Raw genomic sequence first — 21,994 nt, forward strand, 5'->3', positions numbered from 1 at the left:
GGTCAGCACCACCGGAATCAGCCATCGGCAACTCTTTCCAGTAGATAGAGGGAAATCTCCACAGGGGTGTCATCGGGGTCTACGTGCTCCACTCCGAGAACCAGGTGAATATTTCCGATGTTCCAGCCATCACAATGGATGAAGAAGTACTCGTCGCTGTCAAGAGCCACGCCGCCCAATTCAATCTCGAAATCTCGTCCGAGCGCGGCGATCAGCCGAGCACCGAGTTCCCTGCACTCCTGGATCGCGGTCTTGTACTCATCGGCTACCACTGCGTCGGATTGCGGCCCCGTAGACCACTGCCGCAGCGTTACACCGAGAACCGTCTCATCCGCCTCGGTCTCAATGCCCAGGAAAAACCCTGCTCGTACCAATCGTTTGGCATAAGGCATGGAGACCGCTCCGGTCGGCTCCCAACCAGCTTCGACAAGAATTCGTGAAACCTGCTTGCCGCTCCAGGGACTCTCGAAGCGCACAGCCTGGCCGACGAGCTCGCGTAGTGGACTGAGGTCAATCTCTCGCGTCATTTCATCCCCACTGCAGACACATGGAAGACACTCAACGTGCCATTTTCCATTTCCTCCGGAAAATGTTCTCGAAGGACTGCCCGATAAAATGCAGCACCGCCCGGGTTCGAAACGGCGTAACGAACACCACTTCCACCCAGATCCGCATTCAAATCGAGCAGTCGCCGCGCCTGATCAACTGTCTTGCCCTCATCGAACACGGTACGGCTGTGTGACGGATTGTATCTGCTCTTGCCCCAGGCGTTCGGATGGTCGTTGCCCGTCCATTTGGCCTCGACAAGGTACCCATCGGGTCCTGGGCCGCCGTCAACCTTTGTCAGGCCACCGTTGTGCTGGAACCACTGCTCCTCGTCCAGCCCCGTCGCATGTTCCTGATACCGGAACCCGATGTTGGCGTTCTTCTGACCTTCTGTGATCGGGTACCGGCCCTGCAAAACAGGACAGCTGTCATTGTGAACCAGAACCGGCGACGCATCCCCCGCCACCACGTAATACGTGTGCAGGCTCCCGACCGTGAGGTCGTACGTGACCGTGTTCGCGTGGAACAGGCGGACGCTCGCGACCCGCGCCGTGCCGGTCGGCGTCTGGAGGACGTCGTCCGGCTTCAGGTCCTTCGCCTCGACGAACGCCGACTGGGTCTCGTCGTAGAAGGGGTGGTGGAAGGTCGTCGTCAGGTGGGCCGGAGCCCCGGTCGGCGCGTGGTGCCCCGATGTCGCCGTCGCCGGTGCGGCCATCGCGCCCAGCGCCGCCACCGAGGCGACCCCCACCGCCGCCTTGCGGCCCGCCTTGTGCAGCAGCGACTTCACGGCCGCCGCGGCCTTCTTGCCCTTGCCGGTCGCCTTCACCGCCACGTCCACGAAGTCGTGGTCCGTCTTGGTGACGATGACGCGGGTGACCTTGTGCGCCTCCGTGCCCGACACACCGGGCACCGAGTTCGCCACGACGTCACCGACCTTGACCTGGTCGATGCGCTTCGTCGTGCCGTTCGCCATCAGGACCGGCGTCGCGCCCGTGAAGCTGTGCGGCAGTTTGCAGGACGGGCCCGACTCCGACTGGGCCCGCGAGCCCGCCCCGTCGTCCGCCGCCCGGGCCGCAGCCGCGTCCGTGGCATCCGTGGCCGCCGCCTCCTCGGCCCCCTCCGCTCCCTTCCCGAAGAGCCCGCCCACGACCTTCATCGCCTTGGGCGCGGCCTTCGCCAGGAGTTTGCCGCCGAGCTGGCCGAGGGCGCCGCCCAGGGCGCCGGCCACGGCGCCCGTGACCGCCGCACCCGCGAACGCGCCCGCGCTGCACGCGGCCCCGCCCTGCTCCGCGCAGGAGAAGCCCTGTTCCACCAGGGAGCCCGCCGCGCCGGCGACCGCCGCGCAGCCGATCGAGCCGACGCCCGCCGTCAGCGCCTCGCAGCCCGCGAACACCGCCGTGGAGACCACGAACGAGGTGATCGCCGCCGCGTGGTTCTTGACGAACTTCGCCGTGGACTTCACGGCCTTGACCGTGGCGTGGTACGCGGTCCGCGCCGCGTGGGCGACCGCGTGGGCGGCCTTCTTGACCGTGTGCGCGACCTTGTGGGCGACCTTCTTCGCGGCCTTCACCACGCGGTGCACGGTCTTCTTGGCCTTGTGGTACGCGGACTTCACCGCGTGGACCACCCGGTGGTACGCCCGTTTCACATGTCTGACGGTGTAGTGGTAGACGCGCCGCACGACCCGCACCGTCGAGCGGTACACGTCACGCACCTTGTGCACGACCTTGTGGGCCACGTGCTTCACGGTGTGGACGATCTTGCGGGCCACCTTCTTGGCCGCGTGGTAGACCTTGTGCACCACGTGGTGCACGACCTTCTTCGCCTTGTGCACGGCCTTCTTCGCGCCGCACACCACGTCGTACCAGGAGCAGTTGCCCGACTCGTCGGTGGCCGCGAGCGGGTTGTCGTCGACGTAGGCGAACGGGTTGGCCGCCACCGAGTCGGGGACCGCGCCCAGCGCGATGCTGTCCTTGTTCAGGAAGGTGCCCGTGCCCGGGTCGTACCAGCGTGAGGCGGTGCCCACGTTGCCGTCCTGGCCGGTGCCCGTCGGCGTGCCCGGCTCCGTCCACCCGGACTGGAAGCCCAGGTGGCCCGTCATCGGCGTGCTCGCGGTGACCTTGCCGAGCGGGTCGTAGGTCGCCGAGCCCGCCAGCGCCGTCGCCCCCGCCGTGAACGTGCCGACCACGTCGTTGTGCTGGTCGGTCAGGGCGAACGCCCCGCCCGCCGCGTCCTTGACGCCGACGAGACCGCCGCCCGCGTCGTAGGTGTACGTGCTGTCGCCGTCCGAGGCGATCGTGTTGTCCGCGCCGGAATACTTGAAGGTCCGAGGGTTGGCCGCGTCCGAGGAGTCGGTGTCCGTGATGTTCCGGCCCATGGCGTCCTGCGTGTAGGACTGGGTGCCCGCCACGATCTGGCCGCCGAAGGCGTCCGTCTCGAAAGCGGCGTTGCCGGCCGAGCCCGTCTCCGAGGTGAGCGTGCCGCGCGCCGAGTACGTGTACGACGTCTTGCCGTCGCTGGTCAGCTCGTCACGGGCGTCGTAGGTGTAGACGTCCGCGCCGACCTGCACGCGGTTGCCGGAGGCGTCGTACTTGTACGCCGTGGTCTTCGTGCCGTCGTTCCATGACGAGATCCGGTCGGACCAGTCGTAGGTGTACGTGTTCGCCGACGCGCCCGTGACCCCTGTCGTCTTCTTCGACGTCAGGTTGCCGTTCTTGTCGTAGCCGTAGGTGAGGTCCGCGAGGTGCGTGGTGCCCTGGGTCAGGGAGTCGCCGGTGAGTTCGTGGTCGCTGTTGTACGTGAAGGAGCGGGTCTGGCCGCTCGTCCCGTACTTCACCGACTTGACCTCGTTCAGCTGCCCGTACGAGTACGTCAGCCGCTGGCCGGTGGCCGGGTCGTCCATGGTCGCGAGGCGGCCCGCCGTGTCGTAGCCGTACGACGTGGTGCCGGCCGCGTCGGTGCGGGTCAGCGGGGCGCCGTCGTCGTTGTACGTGAACGAGGAGGCGCCCGCGCTGCCGCCCGCCGTCAGCAGGTCGCTGCGGTCGTCGTAGCTGAACGTCTCGTGCGTGGCCGCCTGGTGGTCGAGGGCCCCGGCGATGCCGGCCTCGTCCGTGTCGGCGGAGAGCACGCGGCCGTCGGCGTCGTAGCCGAAGTGCCGGGTGGCGGTCGCCGCGTCGGCTCCCTGGCCCGACATGTCCGTCAGCTGGCCCATGTCGTCGTACGTCATCGACGTGGTGGTGCCGCCGGGCAGCGTCGCCTTCGTCATCCGGCCGTCGGCGTCGTAGACGAACCCGGTCGTGGAGTCGGCCGCGGACGTGTAGCGCGCCGTGGTCGGCTCGACCACCGACTGCTGCTGGCCCCACGGGGTGTAGCCGTAGCGCCAGGAGTTGCCGCGGCCGTCCGTGAAGCGGGTCTTGTTGCCCGCCGCGTCGTACCCGAACGACGTGGTGATCGACGTCGTGGCGTCGACCGGCTCGACCTGCTGGGTGATGGTGCCCGCGGCGTCGTAGGTCCAGCGGGTGGTGTGCCCGTTGGCGTCCGTGGCGGCCGTCAGGTTGCCGACGCCGTCGAACTGGTTGCTCGTGTGCGACAGCAGGGCGTTGTTCGCGTCGTACTGGTAGGTGTCCACGGGATCGGCGTCGGCGTTGTAGTCGACCTCGCTCCACGTGCCGTCGGGCAGCGTCGTCTTCTGCTGGTTGCCCATGTAGTCGTACGTGTAACGGGTGGTGTTGCCCGCGCCGTCGGTCACCGACGTGACGTCACCGGCCCGGTCGTAGCCGTAGGACGTGCTCACACCGCCCGGCGACCTCGTCGACGCCAGGTGCGCGCCGTAGGGGTTGCCGGTGCTCACGTCGTAGGAGTTCGTCGTGGTGAGCGTGCGCGTGGACGGGAAGCGCTCCAGCGTCGTGGAGGTCAGCCGGCGACCCAGGTAGTCGTAGGTCGCCTGCGTCTGCGCGCCCAGGCCGTCGGACGCGGAGAGCTGGTCGCCCGCCGTGTCGTAGGTGGCGTGCGTCTTCTTGCCGTCCGGGGTGGTGATCTGCGACAGGTCGCCCAGCTGGTCGTACAGGTACGACGTGGTGCGTCCGCCGGGTGTGGTGACCGACTTCTGGTTGCCTTCGCTGTCGTAGGTCCACACCGTGGTGCCCGGCAGCGCCGCGGGGGCGCCGGTGGGCGTGTACGGCGGCAGCGTCTCGGAGACCTTCTGTCCGTCCGCGTCGTAGGCGGTGGAGGTGGTCAGCCCGTTCGGGTCCTGCTCCTCGACGGCCTCGCCGAAGGTGTTGAACCCGGAGGTGGTCACCGGCCGCACGCTCGCGCCGCTCGCCTGCACCCCGTCCGGCTCCGCCTGCACGGCGGGCGCGGTGGTCACCGCGAGGTTGCCCGCCTCGTCGTAGGCGTACGTCGTCGTGTGGTGCTCGGCGTCCGTCTCGGAGGTCGGCAGGCCGCGCTTGTCGTACGTGTACGTCGTCTTCTGCTCGTCGGAGGAGCCGACGGTGCCGCCCGTGCGGCCCTTGCCGTACAGGGACGTCACGTCGCCGGCGGTCAGCGCCCGCTGGTAGGTCTGCGCGTTCGCCACCGAACCGGCGACGACGTTGGAGACGGTGCCGTCGGTGCGCTTGGCGCCGCCCACGGTCAGCGGTCCCTGCCCGGTCCACGGCTTGGCATTGGTGCCGGAGCCGGCGAGCTTGCCGTCGACGTACAGCTTCATCGAGCCGTTGGCGGAGTCGAAGACGCCGACCAGGTGCGTCCAGGTGTTCAAGGCAGGCGGGCTCGCGTCCACCGCGTCGTAGAACGCGGACGGGGAGGCGAGGTCCTCGCTCGCCGCGTGGAAGCGGTAGGTCTTCTCGTCCGGGGAGTACTGGAGGTAGAAGGACGAGCGGTTGTCACCGCCCTGCGAGACGAACGTGCGGTACGTGGAGGTGTCGGTGAGCCTGACCCACGCGGAGACCGTGTACGACGCGGTCGTGTCCAGGACCGGGCTGTTCGTGGCGACGACCGAGCCGGTGCCGGTGGTCGTGCCGTCGAACTTCGCCGCGTCGTCGGTCCAGGTCACGCCGGGACCCGCGACGGCCGAGTTGCCGGTGCCGGAGGAGTCCGTGACATGGGTGCCGGAGGTCTGGTTCAGCTTCCACCAGCCCGCCGGGTGACCGGAGGCGTCGCCGTACAGCGTCTCGCTGAGCACGTTGCCCATGGCGTCGTAGGCGGTCGTGGTGGTGCGGTCCCAGCCCGAGGAGTCGTGGTCGTTCTCCGTGGCGACCTGGTCGTCCGGGGTGTACGCGACGGTGGTGACGCGGTTGACGCCGGTCGGGTCGAGCGCCGTCTCGGTGGTCCGGGACGCCGCGTCGACCTTGTACTTCTCGACGGTCTCGCCGTTCTCCGTGGTCTGCGACAGGAGGTTGCCGGCCGCGTCGTAGGAGTCGGACTCCAGGACGTACGAGGACTTGGTGTCCGCGCTGGTCCGCTTGACCGACGCGGTCAGACCGTCGTCGGTGTACGTGTACGCCGTCTTGTTGCCCATGGCGTCCGTCACCGACGCGAGGCGCCCGGACGGGTCGTAGGCGCGCGAGGACTCGACCAGGGCGGTGGGCGCGGTCGGGCTGACCGGGTCGCCGGTGGACATCAGCGTCTGCGTGAGCAGGTCGCCGTTGTCGTCGTAGGCGTACCGGGTCTCGTTGCCCGCCGACGTCACCTCCTTGGTCTTGTTGCCGGAGGTGTCGTAGGTGTACGTGGTGGTGTTGCCGTTCGCCGCGCCCTCGGCGCCGTTGGCGTCGGTCTCGGTCAGCAGGTGGTCGTACGCGTCGTAGGTCTGCGTCTCGGTGCGGGTGCGGTCGCCGCCGCTGGCGTCGGCCACCGACTGCGAGGTGACGTTGCCGTCCTCGTCGTAGACGGAGGTGGTGACGGCGGCGTGGGTGGCGCCGGTGACCCGGTCGGTGAGCTGCGGGTCGTGCTCCTCGGTGACCTGGCCCTCCAGGTCGTACCGGTAGCTGGTCGTCAGGCCGTCCGGGTAGGTGTCGGAGACGACCTTCTGGCTGAGGACCTGGCCGAGCCCGTCGTAGGTGAACGTGGTGACGAGGCCGACGGCGTCCGTGGTGGAGGCGACGTCGCCGTTCTTGAAGTACGCCACGGAGTTGACCGCGCCGCCGGGGCTGACGGTCCTCACCGGCAGGCCCGCCGGGACGTTGCCGCTGTCGGCCGCCGGGAAGGCGCTGGTGCCGTCCGCGTAGACCGTCTTCGTGGCGCGCCCGTCGGGGAAGCCCGCCACGGCGGGGCCGGTGACGGTGGTCTGGTTGCCCGCGGTGTCGTACGCGTACTGGGTCAGGTAGGTGTCGTCGGTGGCCGACGCGGAGCGGCCGTCGCGCTCGGTGAGCACCTGGTCGTTGCGCGGGTCGGCGGTGGTCAGCTGCGCGGTCGTGTCGTCCGGGTAGTACGTGTAGTACTCGGACGAGCACTTCCCGGCGCTCTGGTCCTGGCAGGTCGTGGACGACACGATGTTGCCGCGCACGTCGTGGCCGGTGACCGTCTGGACGCCGTTCGGGTCGGTCACGGTGTGCTCGAACCCGGCCGTGTCGTAGCCGAAGCTGGTCCGGTTGCCGAGGCCGTCGGTCTCGGTGAGCGCCCGGTTGCCGTTCTCGACGTCGTAGGTGTACGTCATCGTCGACGCGGTCGGCGTGGTGACCTTCACCGTCTCCACCGGCAGTAGGCCCGTGGAGTTCTTCGACGCCTCCCACAGGGCGCTCACGTCGGATGCGGCCAGCTGCGAGCGGTGGAAGGACACGTCGGCGAGTGAGCCGTTGAAGTAGCTGGCGTAGCCGGTGCTGGCGGTGGTGGAGGTGTGCGGCTCGTCGGGCCAGTTGCCGCCGTTGAAGCCGGCGCCGACCGTGACGTAGCTCTGCCCGCTCATCGCCGCGGTGCCGGTCTGCGTGCCGACGCTCTGGCCGTCCAGGTAGAGGGACTGGCTGGTCGCGGAGGTGGCGAGGACGACGTGGTGCCACTTGCCGTCGGCGACGGAGGCCGCGGAGACCAGCGGCTTGGTGGAGCCGCCGGAGAAGTACAGCTCGCCGTGGAGTTTGCCGCTGGAGCCGACGTACAGCACCGGGGTGTAGGCGGTGGCCGTGGTGCCCGCGCTCAGCGCGGACTTGGCCGTGCCGAGCAGCACGCCGCCGTTCTTGGTGGACGTCTTGAACCACATGCCGACGGACTCGGCGCCCGAACCGGGCACCGCTCCCGAGGGGACGGTCAGCGCGGAACTGGTCCCGTTGAACGTCGCCGCCCTGGCGTCGGTGAAGGGGCCCGCGGCGCCGAGGGTGACACCCGCGTAGGTGCCGTCGCCGCCGCGCACCTCGTCGACGGCCGCGCTCGCCCCGGCCGCCTCGCCGAGACGGTAGTACTGCGAGGGCGCCTGGCCGAGGACGGCGCCGCGGTAGGTCTGGCTGGAGCCCGTGACGGTGGGCGTTTGCGGCTTCCACACGCCCCCGTTCTCGTCGGTGAGCTGGGTCAGGGCCGCCGTGTCGGGGTCGTAGGTCATCGCGGCGAACGTCTTGCCGGAGGGGCGCTTGACCGAGGTGAGCAGCGAGGCCGGGTGGTTGCCGTACGTGTACAGGGAGTTGACGTCGGCGGCGACGAGCGGCTTGTTGTAGAACGCGGCGTCGGCGATCTGGCCGTTGAAGTACAGCGGCTTGCCGGTGGGATCGGAGGCGTCGGCGTGGGACTCGTCGGGCCAGTCGCCGCCGATGAAGCCGGTGCCGAGGTAGTTGAAGACCTGGTTCTTGCCGAACGCGGTCGCCGACTTGATGGAGACGGTGCCCGAGCGGGAGCCGACCTTGGCGTTGTCCAGGAAGAGCGTCTGGGAGTTGCCGGCCGCCGACAGGACGACGTGGTGCCACTTGCCGTCGGCGACGGAGGCCGCGGACTGGATCGGGTTGATGCCGCCGCTGTACCAGAACTCGGCGTTCAGCTTGCCGTCCGCGCCGACGTACACGGACGGGGTGTAGAAGCCCGCGGCCTGGCCCGAGGAGATGGGCTGCGAGGCGTAGGAGTACAGCACGCCGTTCTTGGCGGACGTCTTGAACCAGAGCGACAGCGCCCCGGAGTCGGTGTCGTTGCCGGTGTTGTTCGGCAGGGCGACGTCGGAGGTGGTGCCGTTGAAGGTGGCCGCCTTCGTCCCGGCGAAGGGCCCGGCCGCACCCAGCGTCACGTTCTCGTACGTGGCGTCGTTGGTGCCCTCGTTGGCGAGGACGGCGTCCTTGGCCCTGGTGCCGGAGGCGTCAGCGAGGGGCCACAGGCCGTGCGGGTCGAGGTCGAGGGCGGCGTTGCGGTACTGCGAACCCGACGTGTAGCCGTACGTCGTGCACTGGGTGGCCGAGCGCGGTGAGCAGACGGTGGTGAGCTGGTCGCCGGTGTAGCCGTACGTCCAGGTCTGCGCGGAGCTCGCGTCGCCCGCGGTCACCGGGTCGGTGACGACGGTCGCCACGTGCGCGGCGCTCGCGCCCGACGGCGTGTTCCAGGTCAGGCCGAGGGAGCGCCCGGAGACGGCCGAGGCCATCTTGGAGACGTGCCCGGAGGTCCAGGTGAAGGTCACCTTGCGGCCGTTGGCGTCGGCGACGGAGGTGATGCCGTAGCCGCCGGAGCCGAGGGACTGGGTGAAGGTGTAGAGGGTGTCGTCCTTGTCGGTCAGCGTGTAACCGCCGGTGACGGACTTGAAGGTGGCGAAGCGGCCGGAGCCGGCGGCGAAGGTGCCGTCGCCGTTCTTGCCGTAGCCGACCTGGGAGCCGTCCGGGTAGGTGACGTTGGCGCCGACGACGGCGCCGGTGGCGGAGTACTGCTCGGTGGCGCGGGCGTCGAAGATCGAGGACCAGCCGGCGCCGAACGCGCCGGACCAGCGCGGGTCACGGGAGTTGTAGTCCCGCTCGACGTCGAGGGAGGGGCCCACGGTGGATATGGAGGCGTCGGTGTCGGACGTCGTGTAGTTGCCGATGGACGCGTCGAAGCCGTGGTCGCTGGAGTTCTGGGAGAGGCCGGAGGTGATGACGGGCTGCGGGACCTGCACGGACAGGGAGTACGGGGTGGCCGTGGAGTACAGGCCCGCGTCGTAGCTCTGCACCGTCCAGTAGTAGTTGCCGCCCCACTTCAGTTTTCCGGCCGGGACCGTCCAGTCGCCCGCGGTGAGCAGCCCGGAGTCGGCGACCTTGGTGTTCTGGGCGTCGAAGACCTGGAAGAGGTACTTCAGGGTGGTGGAGCTGCCCTGGGAGTTGGCGGCGCCCGACCAGGCGGTCAGCTCGGGGGTGGTGGTCCCGACGACGGCGTTGTCCGCGGGGAACTGCTCGTACACCTGGGGCGCGGTGTTGCCCGTGTAGGTGACGTCGATGTACGGGCCCTTGCCCGGGTCGTTGAACGAGCCGAACTGCTTCCACTGGGTGTTGTCCGTGCCGGACGCGTACAGGGCGAGGCCGTGGTCGGCGGTGGTGCCGTTGAACCAGCCCTGGATCGCCGAGGTGGACAGGGTCACGGTCACGTCGTCGCCCACGGTCCGGTCGGCGGCGCTGTTGGCGCAGGCGTGCGGGACGCTGGGGGTGGCGCTGCCGATCGAGGCGCCGTAGGCGGGGCCGGGGTAGGTGGTGACGGACTCCGGTGACCAGGCCTTGGTGACGAGGGCGACGTTGAACGGCTTGGCGGTGCAGGACGCCGCCCAGGTGTCGAACAGGTGCAGCTTGGCGGAGGTGACGGTGGCGCCGGAGCCGTCCCAGGCGGTGTCCCAGTGGTTGATGTACGACGCGGCGACGTGGGTACCGCCGTCGTAGGTGCCGACCTTGACGGTCTGCTCGTAGGAGTGGTCCTGGTCGTAGCCGGACTCGGCGTAGGTCGTGGTCCAGCCGTCGACGACGGTGGGGTCGACGGTGACCGGGAAGCGGCGGGCCGGGCTGTGCAGCCAGTCGGCGTCGAGGGTGACGCCGAGCGCGTAGCCGTCCCGCGTCCTCTTCAGGTCGTAGGTGACGTCGTACGTGGTGGCCGGGTCTCCGGAGCGCGGATCGACCTTCGCGTCGTAGGCGTACGCGTGCGGGATGCGCTCGACGGTCTCTCCGGTGGCGTCGCGCAGGTCGATGGACCCGTCGTGGCGCTGGACGGGCGCGAGGCCCTTGAGGTCGAGGGGGAAGGTCCAGTGGTGGTCCGCGTGGGCGGACCTGAGGACGATGGCCTCCTTGACGCCGGTGGCGGTGGCGGCGACCTGGAGGTCGGTGTCGTCGAGGACGCCCGGGTAGGTGACGGACGAGGCGTCCTCGGCGGGTTTGCCGGTGACGGCGGCGGCGCCGTCGAGGCCGTAGGCCAGGACGTGGTCGCTGTCCTTGGCGAAGGAGACGAGTGCGTCGGAGTCGGACGTGTGCGCGAAGTCGACGTCGAGGGAGTTGGCCTTCTCGTGCCAGCGGCCGTCGGGGCCGGCCCGGATGTCCACGTCGATGGGGGCCCATTTGCCCTTGCCGACCTGGTAGTTGACGGGCACTGGGGACATCCGGCGGGTCTGCGAGCCGTCGGCGTTGTCGAAGACGGTCACGTCGCGCGAGGACTTGCCCGCGTTGCGCTTGCTGGACTTGGCGTCGAAGCGGCCCGCGGCGGTGCGGCTGCGGCCCTTCTTCACCTCGGTGGCGTGCGCGTGGTAGGCGCCCAGCTCACCGTGGCCCTTGCCGCGGGCGTGGCCCGCGCCCCGGTGGGCGTCGGTGGCGGCGGCGGAGACCTGGTGGCGGTGGCCGGCGGCGGTACCGGACTGCTGGTGCGGCAGGCTTCCCCAGTGCGGATCCTTGAACCAGGAGGCCATCGACGCCATCGACGGCAGGCGGACGGCGCCGAGTTCGGCACCGTCGGCCATGGCCTGCTGGGTGCAGAACATCAGGGCGAGCGCGGTCAGCAGCAGCACGGCGAGGCGCCGCCGGACCGTGCGGGCACGTCGGAGCGATCGGGCAGGGCGGAACGGCCTGGCACGCACGGCAGGGGTCTCCAGCATCAGGAATGCCGCAGGCCGTGGAGGCACGGCACAGGCGACGGACAGAAAGCGCACAGCTCACGAGGAGCCGCATGATCGTGCCCGAACGTCTGCGCTAAACCCTAGGCAGGAAAGGTGATGTTGGACCGTCGTTGACCACTACTTGAGCAAGTGGGCCGTTTTGCTCCACTCTCCCGATTCCCGCTTGTCCATACCTTTGCAGATTGATCACACAACTGACGCCTTGTGTACATCATTTGACGAGCGTCCGGCGTGACCGGCTCAGCGGGCGTGGAACCGGGACGGCGCCTCGGTGGGGCTGCCGCCCGTGGGCAGTTTCTGGTCCGGGCAGCCGCCCAGGACCTTCTTCATCGCGGCTTGTTCGGCGGCGGTGACCCATACCCCGTACTTCTTCTTCACGGCGACCTGTCCGGCGACGTACGTGCAGCGGAAGTCCTTGTTGGGCGGCAGCCAGGTGGCCGTGTCGCCGTCGCCCTTGCTGCGGTTGGGGGTCGCGTCGACGGCGAGGAGGTTCAGCGGGTCGTTGGCGAAGGCGATGCGCTTGCCCGGCTGCCACTGGAAGGCGCCCTTCTGCCAGGCGTCGGAGAGGGCGACGAGGTGGTCGATGTCGACCTTGCTGCGGCCGCGGGTGAAGGTGATGTCCTTGCCGCCGTAGGGGTCGGGGTCGAGCCGGCCGGAGACGACCTTGCACTTCCCGCCGGAGTAGCGCACGGACTCCAGGTCCCGCTTGAGGATGTCGTCGCGGGTGTCGCAGCTGTTGGAGTCGGTGTCGGCCCACGCCGTGCCGAATCGTTCCCGCGCGTACCCCGTCTTGGGCGCGCGGCCCTTGACCGTCAGCTCGTCGACGGCGGCGAGCGCGCTGCCCGCCTTGCCCTGCCCCTGCGGCCCGGGCCCGGCCTCGCCGGCCCGGTCGATCTCGGCCTTGCACCCGGTGACGGCGACGGCGGCCATCAGCACGGCGGCCGCCCCCCGCCCAGCGCCTCGCAGCACGGCACTACCTCCCCTGTCGTTCGTGTCCGATCCGGCTCACCGTATCCGGGCACGAACGCGCGCCGCCCGGCCCGGAAAGACGCATACCCCCGACGGGCCGGGCGACGCCGCGCGGGCGGGCCGTGCCGCTACGACCCCAGGATCGAGGTGAGGAACTCGCCCACCCAGGCCAGCAACTCCCGTCCCAGCAACGGCTTGCCGCCCACCTTCGCCGTCTTCGGGCGCGGGACGAGGACCTGGTGCGAGGCCGCCTTGATCACCGTGCCGGGGTAGAGCCGCTTGAGGCGCAGTTCCTGCGACTCGCGCAACTCGACGGGCGCGAAGCGGATGTTGGCGCCCTGGAGCACGATCTCGCCGACGCCGCACGCCCGCGCGAGCATCCGCAGGCCCGCGACCATCAGAAGGTTCTCGACGGGCTCGGGGAGCTTGCCGTAGCGGTCGGTCAGCTCCTCGCGGACCTGCTTGACGTCCTCCTCCGTGTTCGCCGAGGCGATGGCCCGGTAGGCCTGGAGGCGGAGCCGCTCGCCGGGCGCGTAGTCGTGCGGGACGTGCGCGTCGACGGGCAGCTCGATCTTGACCTCCAGCGGCGGCTCCTCCTCCACGCCGCCTTCCAGCGAGGCACGGTAGTCGGCCACGGCCTCGCCGACCATACGGACGTACAGGTCGAAGCCGACGCCCGCGATGTGGCCCGACTGCTCGCCGCCGAGCAGGTTGCCCGCGCCGCGGATCTCCAGGTCCTTCATCGCCACGTACATGCCCGCGCCCATCTCCGTGTGCTGGGCGATGGTCGCGAGGCGCTCGTGCGCGGTCTCCGTGAGCGGCTTCTCCGGCGGGTAGAGGAAGTAGGCGTAGCCGCGCTCGCGGCCGCGGCCGACGCGGCCGCGCAGCTGGTGTAGCTGGGAGAGGCCGAAGTTGTCGCCGCGCTCGACGATGAGCGTGTTGGCGTTCGAGATGTCGATGCCGGACTCGACGATCGTCGTCGAGACGAGGACGTCGAACTTCTTCTCCCAGAAGTCGACCACGACCTGCTCAAGCGCCTGTTCGGACATCTGGCCGTGGGCCGTCGCGATCCGGGCCTCGGGGACGACGGCGCGCAGCCGGGCCGCCGCGCGGTCGATGGACTCGACGCGGTTGTGGATGTAGAAGACCTGGCCCTCGCGCAGCAGCTCGCGGCGGACGGCCGCGCCGATCTGCTTCTCCTCGTACGGGCCGACGAAGGTGAGGACCGGGTGGCGCTCCTCGGGCGGGGTGGTGATCGTCGACATCTCGCGGATGCCGGTGACCGCCATCTCCAGCGTACGGGGGATGGGGGTCGCGGACATGGTCAGCACGTCGACGTTGGCGCGGAGCTTCTTCAGCTGCTCCTTGTGCTCGACGCCGAACCGCTGTTCCTCGTCGACGATGACCAGGCCCAGGTCCTTGAACTTGGTCTCGGAGGAGAAGAGGCGGTGCGTGCCGATGACGAGGTCGACCGAGCCCTCCCGCAGCCCTTCGAGCGTCGCCTTCGACTCGGTCTCCGTCTGGAAACGGCTGAGCGCCTTCACGCTGACCGGGAACTGGGCGTACCGCTCGGAGAAGGTGCCGAAGTGCTGCTGCACGAGGAGCGTCGTGGGGACGAGGACCGCGACCTGCTTGCCGTCCTGGACCGCCTTGAACGCGGCGCGCACCGCGATCTCCGTCTTGCCGTAGCCGACGTCGCCGCAGATCAGCCGGTCCATCGGGACCGTCTTCTCCATGTCCTCCTTGACCTCGGCGATCGTGGTCAGCTGGTCGGGCGTCTCGATGTACGGGAACGCGTCCTCCAGCTCCCGCTGCCAGGGCGTGTCCGCGCCGAAGGCGTGGCCGGGGGCGGCCATCCGGGCGCTGTAGAGCTTGATCAGGTCGGCGGCGATCTCCTTGACGGCCTTCTTGGCGCGCGCCTTCGTCTTGGTCCAGTCGGCGCCGCCCAGGCGGTGCAGGGTGGGGGCCTCGCCGCCGACGTACTTGGTGATCTGCTCCAGCTGGTCGGTGGGGATGTAGAGCCGGTCGCCGGGCTGGCCGCGCTTGGCGGGGGCGTACTCGACGACGAGGTACTCGCGGGTCGCGCCCTGCACGGTGCGCTGCACCATCTCCACGTAGCGGCCGACGCCGTGCTGCTCGTGCACGATGTGGTCGCCGGACTCGAGGGTGAGCGGGTCGATGGTCTTGCGGCGCCGCGCGGGCATCCGCTGGCCGTCCTTGCCGGCGGCGCGCTGCCCGGTCAGGTCGGTCTCGGTGAGGACCGCGAGCTTCAACCCGGGGTGGACGAAGCCGACTTCGAGGCAGCCGCAGGAGACCTGCACGACGGCGGGGGCCAGCGCGCCGAGGTCCTTGTCGAGGCGGGCGGCGATGCCCTCGCCGCCGAGCACCTCGACGGTGCGGGCGGCGGGGCCGTGGCCCTCGGTGACGTAGACCGTGCGCCAGCCGTCGGCGAGCCAGCCCTTGGTGTCGGCGAGGGCCTTGGCGGTGTCGCCGCGGTAGGTGTCGGGGGCGTGCATGCCGAGCTGGAGGGTGTCGGCGTCCGAGCCCGCGGCGTCGGCGGCGAACGGCGACACCGACCACCACATCATGCCCAGCTCGCGGGCCCGGTCCCGGACGTCCGCGATGCCCCACAGCGAGGCCGCGCCGACGTCGATGGGGGCCTCGCCGCCGGTCGCGGACGCGGCCCAGGACGCCTGGAGGAACTCCTGCGAGGTGGCGACGAGGTCGGCGGCGCGGGTGCGCACCCGCTCGGGGTCGCAGACCACGGCCATCGCGCCCTCGGGCAACACGTCGAGCAGCAGCTCCATGTCGTCGACGAGGACGGGCGCGAGGGACTCCATCCCCTCGACGGCGATGCCCTCGGCGATCTTGCCGAGCAGCTCGCCCAGCTCCGGGTGCTGGGCCGCGAGGTCGGCGGCCCGGGCCCGTACGTCGTCGGTGAGCAGCAGCTCGCGGCAGGGCGGCGCCCACAAGCCGTGCTCGGCGATCTCCAGGGAACGCTGGTCGGCGACCTTGAAGTAGCGGATCTCCTCGACGTCGTCGCCCCAGAACTCGACGCGCAGCGGGTGTTCCTCGGTCGGCGGGAAGACGTCGAGGATGCCGCCGCGCACCGCGAACTCGCCGCGCTTCTCGACCAGTTCGACCCGGGCGTACGCGGCCGCGGCGAGCGCCTCGACGGTCGCGCCGAGGTCGGCGGCCTGCCCGCTGCGCAGGGCCACCGGCTCCAGGTCGCCGAGCCCCTTGACCTGCGGCTGGAGCACCGAGCGGACGGGGGCGACGACGACGGAGACCGGGCCGGTCTCGGGGTCGTCGGCGCGGGGGTGCGCGAGGCGGCGCAGCACGGCGAGACGGCGGCCCACGGTGTCCGAGCGCGGGGAGAGGCGCTCGTGCGGCAGCGTCTCCCACGAGGGGAACTCCACGACCTCGTCCTCGGGAAGCAGCGAGCGCAGCGCGGCGGCCAGGTCCTCGGCCTCGCGGCCGGTGGCGGTGACGGCGAGCACGGTCCGCCGGGTCTCGCGGGCGAGGGCGGCCACGGTGAAGGGGCGGGACGCGGGCGGGCCCACGAGGTCGATGTGCATGCGGTTGCCGTCGCCGGCGGCCTTCACCGCTTCGGTGAGGGCCGCGTCCTTGACGACGGCGTCGAGCAGTCCGTACAGGCTCATGGGTGGGGCTTGGCCTTTCCCGTCCGGGGTCCGAGGCAACGCGAGAGGCCCGACACGTCGAACGGGCCGGGGGTTCCAGGGTACGTCGCGCGGGGGGCTGCCGCCCGATCGAGGGACGGCGGCACCCGGCTGCCCCGGAGCCGTCCCCCGGGCGCCCCTGCCCCGCCGATCACGTGCACCGCCGTCGTGGCTGGTCGCGCAGTTCCCCGCGCCCCTGGAGCATGCGGCTTCGCCGCAGCCCCATGGGCGCCCCGATGAGAGGCCGCACGAGGTGCGCCTCTCAGGGGCGCGGGGAACGGCGCGAGAAGCCCCACCGACCGGCAGGCGACGACGGGGGCGCACGGAGTGCGCCTTTCAGGGGCGCGGGGAACTGCGCGACCAGCCCCCACCGGGCCCGCGGGCGGCGGCGCAGGCACGGAAGACCCCGGGGCCACCCGACCCCGGGGTCTTCCGCTCGACCGGCGGAGCTAATCCGTCGCGATCGCGTTCAGCACGTTCATCCGCCCCGCCCGAAACGCCGGGACCAGCGCCGCGAACAACCCCACGAAGGCCGAGCCCACGAAGACCGCGATGATCGTCGGCCACGGGATGTCCAGGACGCCGAGGCCCTCCAGGGCCAGCAGCTTCTGGGCGGTGGCGCCCCAGCCCATGCCGAGCCCGAGGCCCAGCAGCGCGCCGAAGAGGGCGATGACCACCGACTCCAGCCGGATCATGCGGCGCAGCTGGCGGCGGGAGAGGCCGATGGCGCGCATCAGGCCGATCTCGCGGGTCCGCTCGACGACCGAGAGGGCCAGCGTGTTGACCACGCCCAGGACCGCCACGATGATCGCGAGGGCCAGCAGGCCGTAGATCATGTTCAGGAGCTGGCCGATCTGGTCCTTGAGGGTCTCCTTGTAGTCGGTCTGGTCCTTGACCTTGACGGTCGGGTCGGCGGCGACGGACTTCTTCAGGGCCGCGTACGCCTGGTCGGCCCTGCCGTCGGCGGCCTTGGCGAACATCATCCCGTTCAGCGGCACCCGGTCCGCGGGCAGGTACCGCGTGGCGGTGGCGATGTTGGTGTACATCGCGCCCTTGTCGAAGACGGTGTCGTCGGAGGTGACCGCGGCGACCCTGAGCTTCGTGGTGCGGCCGTGGTCGAAGGCGACGGTCATCGTGGAGCCGACCTTGACGTGGTTCTTCTCGGCGAAGCCGGAGCCGACCGACATCGCGTCGCGCCCGTACGCCGCCGCCAGCTCGCCGGAGGTGGCCTCGCGCCGCAGGTCCTGGGCGTAGGACGGGCTGGCGGCGACGAGTTCCTGCTTCTCCTTCTTGCCGGCCGGGGTGGTGAGCGTCACCTCGACGTACTTGACCTCGGTGACGCGGGCGACGTCCCCGGCGGCCGTGAGCTTCTTCAGAGCGGCGGCGGCCTGCGGTGTGATGCCGCCGTTGCTGGGCTCGACGATGAAGTCGGCGCCGACGGACTTGTCGAGCTGGTCGGTGGCCGAGGCGACCATCGAGGAGCCGACGACCGAGAGGCAGGCGACGAGGGCGAGGCCGATCATCAGGGCGGCGCCGGTGGCGCCGGTGCGGCGCGGGTTGCGCAGCGCGTTGCGCTCGGCCATCCGCCCGACCGGGCCGAAGAAGCGGAGCAGGACGGCGCTGATGACGCGGACCACGAGCCCGGCCAGGAGCGGGCCGACGACGACGAAGCCGATGAGCGAGGCGACGATGCCGGCGCCGAGCCACAGGGAGCCCTGGCTCGCCTTGTCGGCCTGCGTGGCGAGGTAGAGGGCGAAGCCGCCGCCGCCGGTGAGGACGAGGCCGAGGGCGGCGCGCACGGCCCCGGCCTTGACGTCGGCGGGGGTGCCCGCGTCGCGCAGGGCGGCCATCGGGGAGACCTTGCCGGCCCGGCGCGCGGGCAGGTAGGCGGCGAGGACGGTGACGACGATGCCGAGCAGCAGGCCGATCGCGGGCGTCGTCCACTTGACGGTCAGGTCGTCCGTGGACAGGTCCATGCCCGCGGCCGACATCAGCTTCATCAGGCCGACGGCGAGCCCGACACCCGCGCCGACCCCGACGACGGAGCCGACGACGCCGAGGAGCAGCGCCTCGACGAGGACGGACCGGTTGACCTGCTTGCGCGAGGAGCCGATGGCCCGCATCAGGCCGATCTCCCGGGTCCGCTGCGCGACGAGCATCGAGAACGTGTTGATGATCAGGAAGATGCCGACGAGGAAGGCGATCCCGGCGAAGCCGAGCAGCGCGTACTTGATGACGTCCATGAAGGAGGAGACGTCGGAGGCGTTGGCGTCCGCGGCCTCCTTCTGCGTCTGGATCTTGTACGGGCCGTCGAGGGCCGCTGCGACCTCGGCCTTGAGTCGCGTGTTGCTGACGCCGGGCTCGGCGGTGAGGTTGACGGCGGTGAACCGGCCGGTCGCGCCGATGAGTTCGCGCTGGGAGGTGGCGGTGTCGAAGTAGACGACGGCCGCGCCGGGGTTGGTGACCTTGAAGGCGGCGACACCGACGATCTTCGCCTTGATGGAGCCGGTGGCGGTGATCGTGCGCAGCTCGTCGCCGAGCTTCAGGTGGTGCTTGTCCGCGGTGTCCGAGTCGATCATCGTCTCGGTCGGCCCGCGCGGGACGTGGCCCGCGGTGATCTCCATGGAGCGCAGGTCGTTGCGGGTCCAGTTGCCCGCGATGGTGGGCGCGCCGGTCTCGGAGCCCATGTTCTTGTTCTGGGCGTCGACGACGGTCACGTTCATCGAACTGACCGCGCCCTCGGCCGACTTGACCCCGTCGATCTTCGAGGCGGCGGCGACCGCGGAGGCGGGCAGCGACTCGGGGCGGCCGGTGGCGGAGCCCTCGGACCCGGCGTCCTTCGGGCTGACGGTGACGTCGGCGGAGGTCGCCATGAAGATCTTGTCGAAGGTCTTGTCCATCGTGTCCGTGAACACGAGCGTCCCGCAGACGAACGCCACCGACAGGAGTACGGCGACGGCGGACAGGGCCATGCGGCCCTTGTGCGCGACGAAGTTGCGCAGCGAGGTCTTCAGCACGGTGTTGGCGCTCATGACGTACGCCCCCGGGCGTCGAAGTCCTTCATCCGGTCCAGGACCGCCTCGGCCGTCGGACGGTGCATCTCGTCGACGATGCGGCCGTCGGCCAGGTACAGCACGCGGTCGGCGTAGGAGGCGGCGACCGGGTCGTGCGTGACCATGACGATGGTCTGGCCGAGCTCGTCCACCGAGCGGCGCAGGAAGCCGAGGACCTCGGAGCCGGCCCGCGAGTCCAGGTTGCCGGTGGGCTCGTCGCCGAAGATGATCTCGGGCCGGGCGGCCAGCGCGCGGGCCACGGCGACGCGCTGCTGCTGGCCGCCGGAGAGCTGGGTGGGCCGGTGCTTGAGGCGCCCGGCGAGCCCGACGGTCTCCACGACCTGCTGGAGCCAGGCGCGGTCCGGCCTGCGGCCCGCGATGTCCATGGGGAGCGTGATGTTCTCCAGGGCGTTCAGGGTGGGCAGCAGGTTGAAGGACTGGAAGATGAAGCCGATCCGGTCCCGGCGCAGCTGCGTGAGCCGCTTGTCCTTGAGCCCGGTGATCTCGGTGTCGTCGAGGAAGATCTGGCCGGAGGTCACGGTGTCGAGGCCGGCCAGGCAGTGCATCAGCGTCGACTTGCCGGAGCCCGAGGGGCCCATGATCGCGGTGAACCGGCCCCGCTCGATGTCCACGTCGACCTGGTCGAGCGCGACGACCCGGGTCTCCCCCGACCCGTACGCCTTCACGACCTGCCGCGCTCGCGCGGCAACGGCCGTCCGTTCTCCAGTGCCCCCGTGCCTGGGAATGCTCACAGCCGTCGTCACGGTTTTCTCCTATGTCGGTTACGCGGATCCGCAGTGGTCCGCGGCACGCTCAAGTCTGGTGACGCGGGGCCCCGGGCGCGCTGGTGGAAGTCACCGTCTTTCCCGGGGGAAAACCCCACCCCTCGACGGTAGGAAGAACCCCCGCACCGCTCCTCCTCCAGCGGGACGAACCGTCCCCCGTCCGTTGTACGGAGAACCCCCTAGGGGAGCTCCACCCCGGGGTGCGGCCCTACTCAGGGTCGACTCCACCCTTCTAAGCTCCTGGCCGGAGATGGATGCAGGGGGAAACGGATGCAGCGGAAGAACTCCACGGCCGCCGGCGGGCCCGGTGACCGGCGGCGCGGTGCCGTCGTCGCCGCCCTGATGCTGTCCATGGCGCTGGCCGCGCTGGACTCCACCATCGTCTCCACCGCGGTGCCGCAGATCGTCGGCGAACTCGGCGGGTTCTCCGTCTTCTCCTGGCTGTTCTCCGGGTACCTGCTCGCGGTCACGGTCACCCTGCCCGTCTACGGCCGGCTCTCGGACACCCTCGGGCGCAAGCCCGTGCTGCTCGCGGGCAGCGTGCTCTTCCTGGCCGGCTCGGTGCTGTGCGCCTGCGCGTGGAACATGGGCGCGCTGATCGCGTTCCGCGTGGTGCAGGGGCTCGGCGGCGGCGCCATCCAGGGCACGGTGCAGACCCTCGCCGCCGACCTGTACCCGCTGAAGGAACGCCCGCGGATCCAGGCGAAGTTGTCGACGGTGTGGGCCACCTCGTCCGTGCTCGGCCCGGCGCTCGGCGGCCTCCTCGCCTCCTACGCCGGCTGGCGCTGGATCTTCCTGATCAACGTGCCGGTCGGCGCCGTCGCGCTCCTCCTCGTCGTGCGCCACCTGCACGAACCCCCGCGGGAGCGCGGGCCGCGCCCGCGCGTCGACTGGGCGGGCGCGCTCGCCGTGTTCGCGGCCGGCGGCGTCCTGCTGACCTGGCTGGTGCAGGGCGGCGTGGCCTGGGCGTGGTCCTCCCCCGCCTCGGTGGCGCTGCTGTGCACGGGGGCCGTGCTCATCGGCGTCGTCGTGGCCGTGGAGCGCCGCGCGGCGGAGCCGATCCTGCCGGGCTGGGTGTGGCGGCGGCGCACGATCGCCGCGGTCAACCTCGCGCTCGGCGCGATGGGCCTGCTGATGGTGGCCCCGACCACGTTCCTGCCCACGTACGCGCAGTCGGTCCTCGGCCTCTCGCCCACGGCGGCCGGGTTCGTGCTCTCCGTGATGACGCTGAGCTGGCCGGTGTCGGCGGCCCTGAGCCAGCACGTGTACCGCAGGATCGGCTTCCGCTCCACGGCCGCGCTCGGCATGACGGCGGCGCTCGGGCTCCTCGTCGCGTTCCCGCTGCTGCCCTTCCCCGGGGCGGTCTGGCAGCCGACGCTGCTGAGTCTGCTGCTCGGCGCTGCCCTCGGCCTGTTCCAGCTGCCGCTGATCATCGGCGTGCAGTCGACGGTCGGCTGGGCCGAGCGCGGCACCGCGACCGCCTCGATCCTCTTCTACCGGCAGATCGGGCAGACGGTCGGCGCGGCCGTCTTCGGCGCGGTCGCCAACGGGGTCATCTCGGACCGTCTCGGCCGTGGCACCGACCTCGACTCGGTGGCCCGCGACCCCGGCGCGGACGGGGTGCGCCGGGCGATCGACGCGGCCGTCGACTCCGTCTACACGGGAGCTGCCTGCGCGGCCGGGCTCGCCCTCCTCGTCCTGCTGCTGCTCGCGCCGCGCCGCTTCCCGGTCCTGGACGCCGAGCCGCAGGAGAGCGGCGGCCCGCCGTCACCCCCGGCACAACGCCCTCCGCAGCACCACACGCCTCAGGGGCCCGACCGTCCGCGGCACACCGACTGACCGGTTCGCGCAAACCCTCGCCCGACTCCACTACCTCCGAGTAACGTTCCGGCTCCCCACGCACTCCCTGCGGTCCGCCCGTCCCCGGCGGACCCGAAGCGCGCAAGGAGA

At 70.7% G+C, this 21,994-nt stretch carries 7 protein-coding genes; 1 reads left to right on the plus strand and 6 read right to left on the minus strand.

Annotated features, from left to right (window positions below; genetic code table 11):
• Positions 1–17: 17 nt before the first annotated feature.
• The 6 genes from ACIBW6_RS19780 to ACIBW6_RS19805 form a co-directional block, all read right to left on the minus strand.
• On the minus strand, positions 18–527 hold the full coding sequence (locus tag ACIBW6_RS19780) for a hypothetical protein (RefSeq protein ID WP_399061226.1): 510 nt from the start codon (positions 525–527) through the stop codon (positions 18–20).
• Positions 524–11,449 carry a LamG-like jellyroll fold domain-containing protein gene (locus ACIBW6_RS19785; protein ID WP_399061228.1) on the minus strand — a complete coding sequence of 3,642 codons (10,926 nt, stop codon included), beginning with the start codon at positions 11,447–11,449 and terminating at the stop codon, positions 524–526. The genes ACIBW6_RS19780 and ACIBW6_RS19785 overlap by 4 nt, the downstream gene beginning before the upstream one ends.
• 348 nt (positions 11,450–11,797) lie before the next feature.
• The gene (locus ACIBW6_RS19790; RefSeq protein WP_399061525.1) at positions 11,798–12,487 is read right to left on the minus strand and encodes an HNH endonuclease family protein; all 690 of its coding nucleotides are present in this window, start codon (positions 12,485–12,487) and stop codon (positions 11,798–11,800) included.
• A 167-nt stretch (positions 12,488–12,654) separates the two neighbouring features.
• Positions 12,655–16,188 carry a transcription-repair coupling factor gene (mfd, locus tag ACIBW6_RS19795; RefSeq protein WP_399061230.1) on the minus strand — a complete coding sequence of 1,178 codons (3,534 nt, stop codon included), beginning with the start codon at positions 16,186–16,188 and terminating at the stop codon, positions 12,655–12,657.
• Between the two features lie 467 nt (positions 16,189–16,655).
• Positions 16,656–19,238: an ABC transporter permease gene (locus tag ACIBW6_RS19800; RefSeq protein WP_399061232.1), complete on the minus strand. Its 2,583-nt coding sequence runs from the start codon at positions 19,236–19,238 to the stop codon at positions 16,656–16,658.
• On the minus strand, positions 19,235–20,023 hold the full coding sequence (locus tag ACIBW6_RS19805) for an ABC transporter ATP-binding protein (protein WP_399061234.1): 789 nt from the start codon (positions 20,021–20,023) through the stop codon (positions 19,235–19,237). The genes ACIBW6_RS19800 and ACIBW6_RS19805 overlap by 4 nt, the downstream gene beginning before the upstream one ends.
• Before the next feature lie 291 nt (positions 20,024–20,314).
• Between ACIBW6_RS19805 and ACIBW6_RS19810 the strand changes: the two genes are divergently transcribed.
• Positions 20,315–21,883, plus strand: coding sequence for an MDR family MFS transporter (locus ACIBW6_RS19810; protein WP_399061236.1), 1,569 nt, complete (start codon positions 20,315–20,317; stop codon positions 21,881–21,883).
• Positions 21,884–21,994: the final 111 nt, after the last annotated feature.

Origin of the sequence: Streptomyces sp. NPDC049813 (genome assembly GCF_044465085.1) — a bacterium.
Lineage (GTDB): Bacteria > Actinomycetota > Actinomycetes > Streptomycetales > Streptomycetaceae > Streptomyces.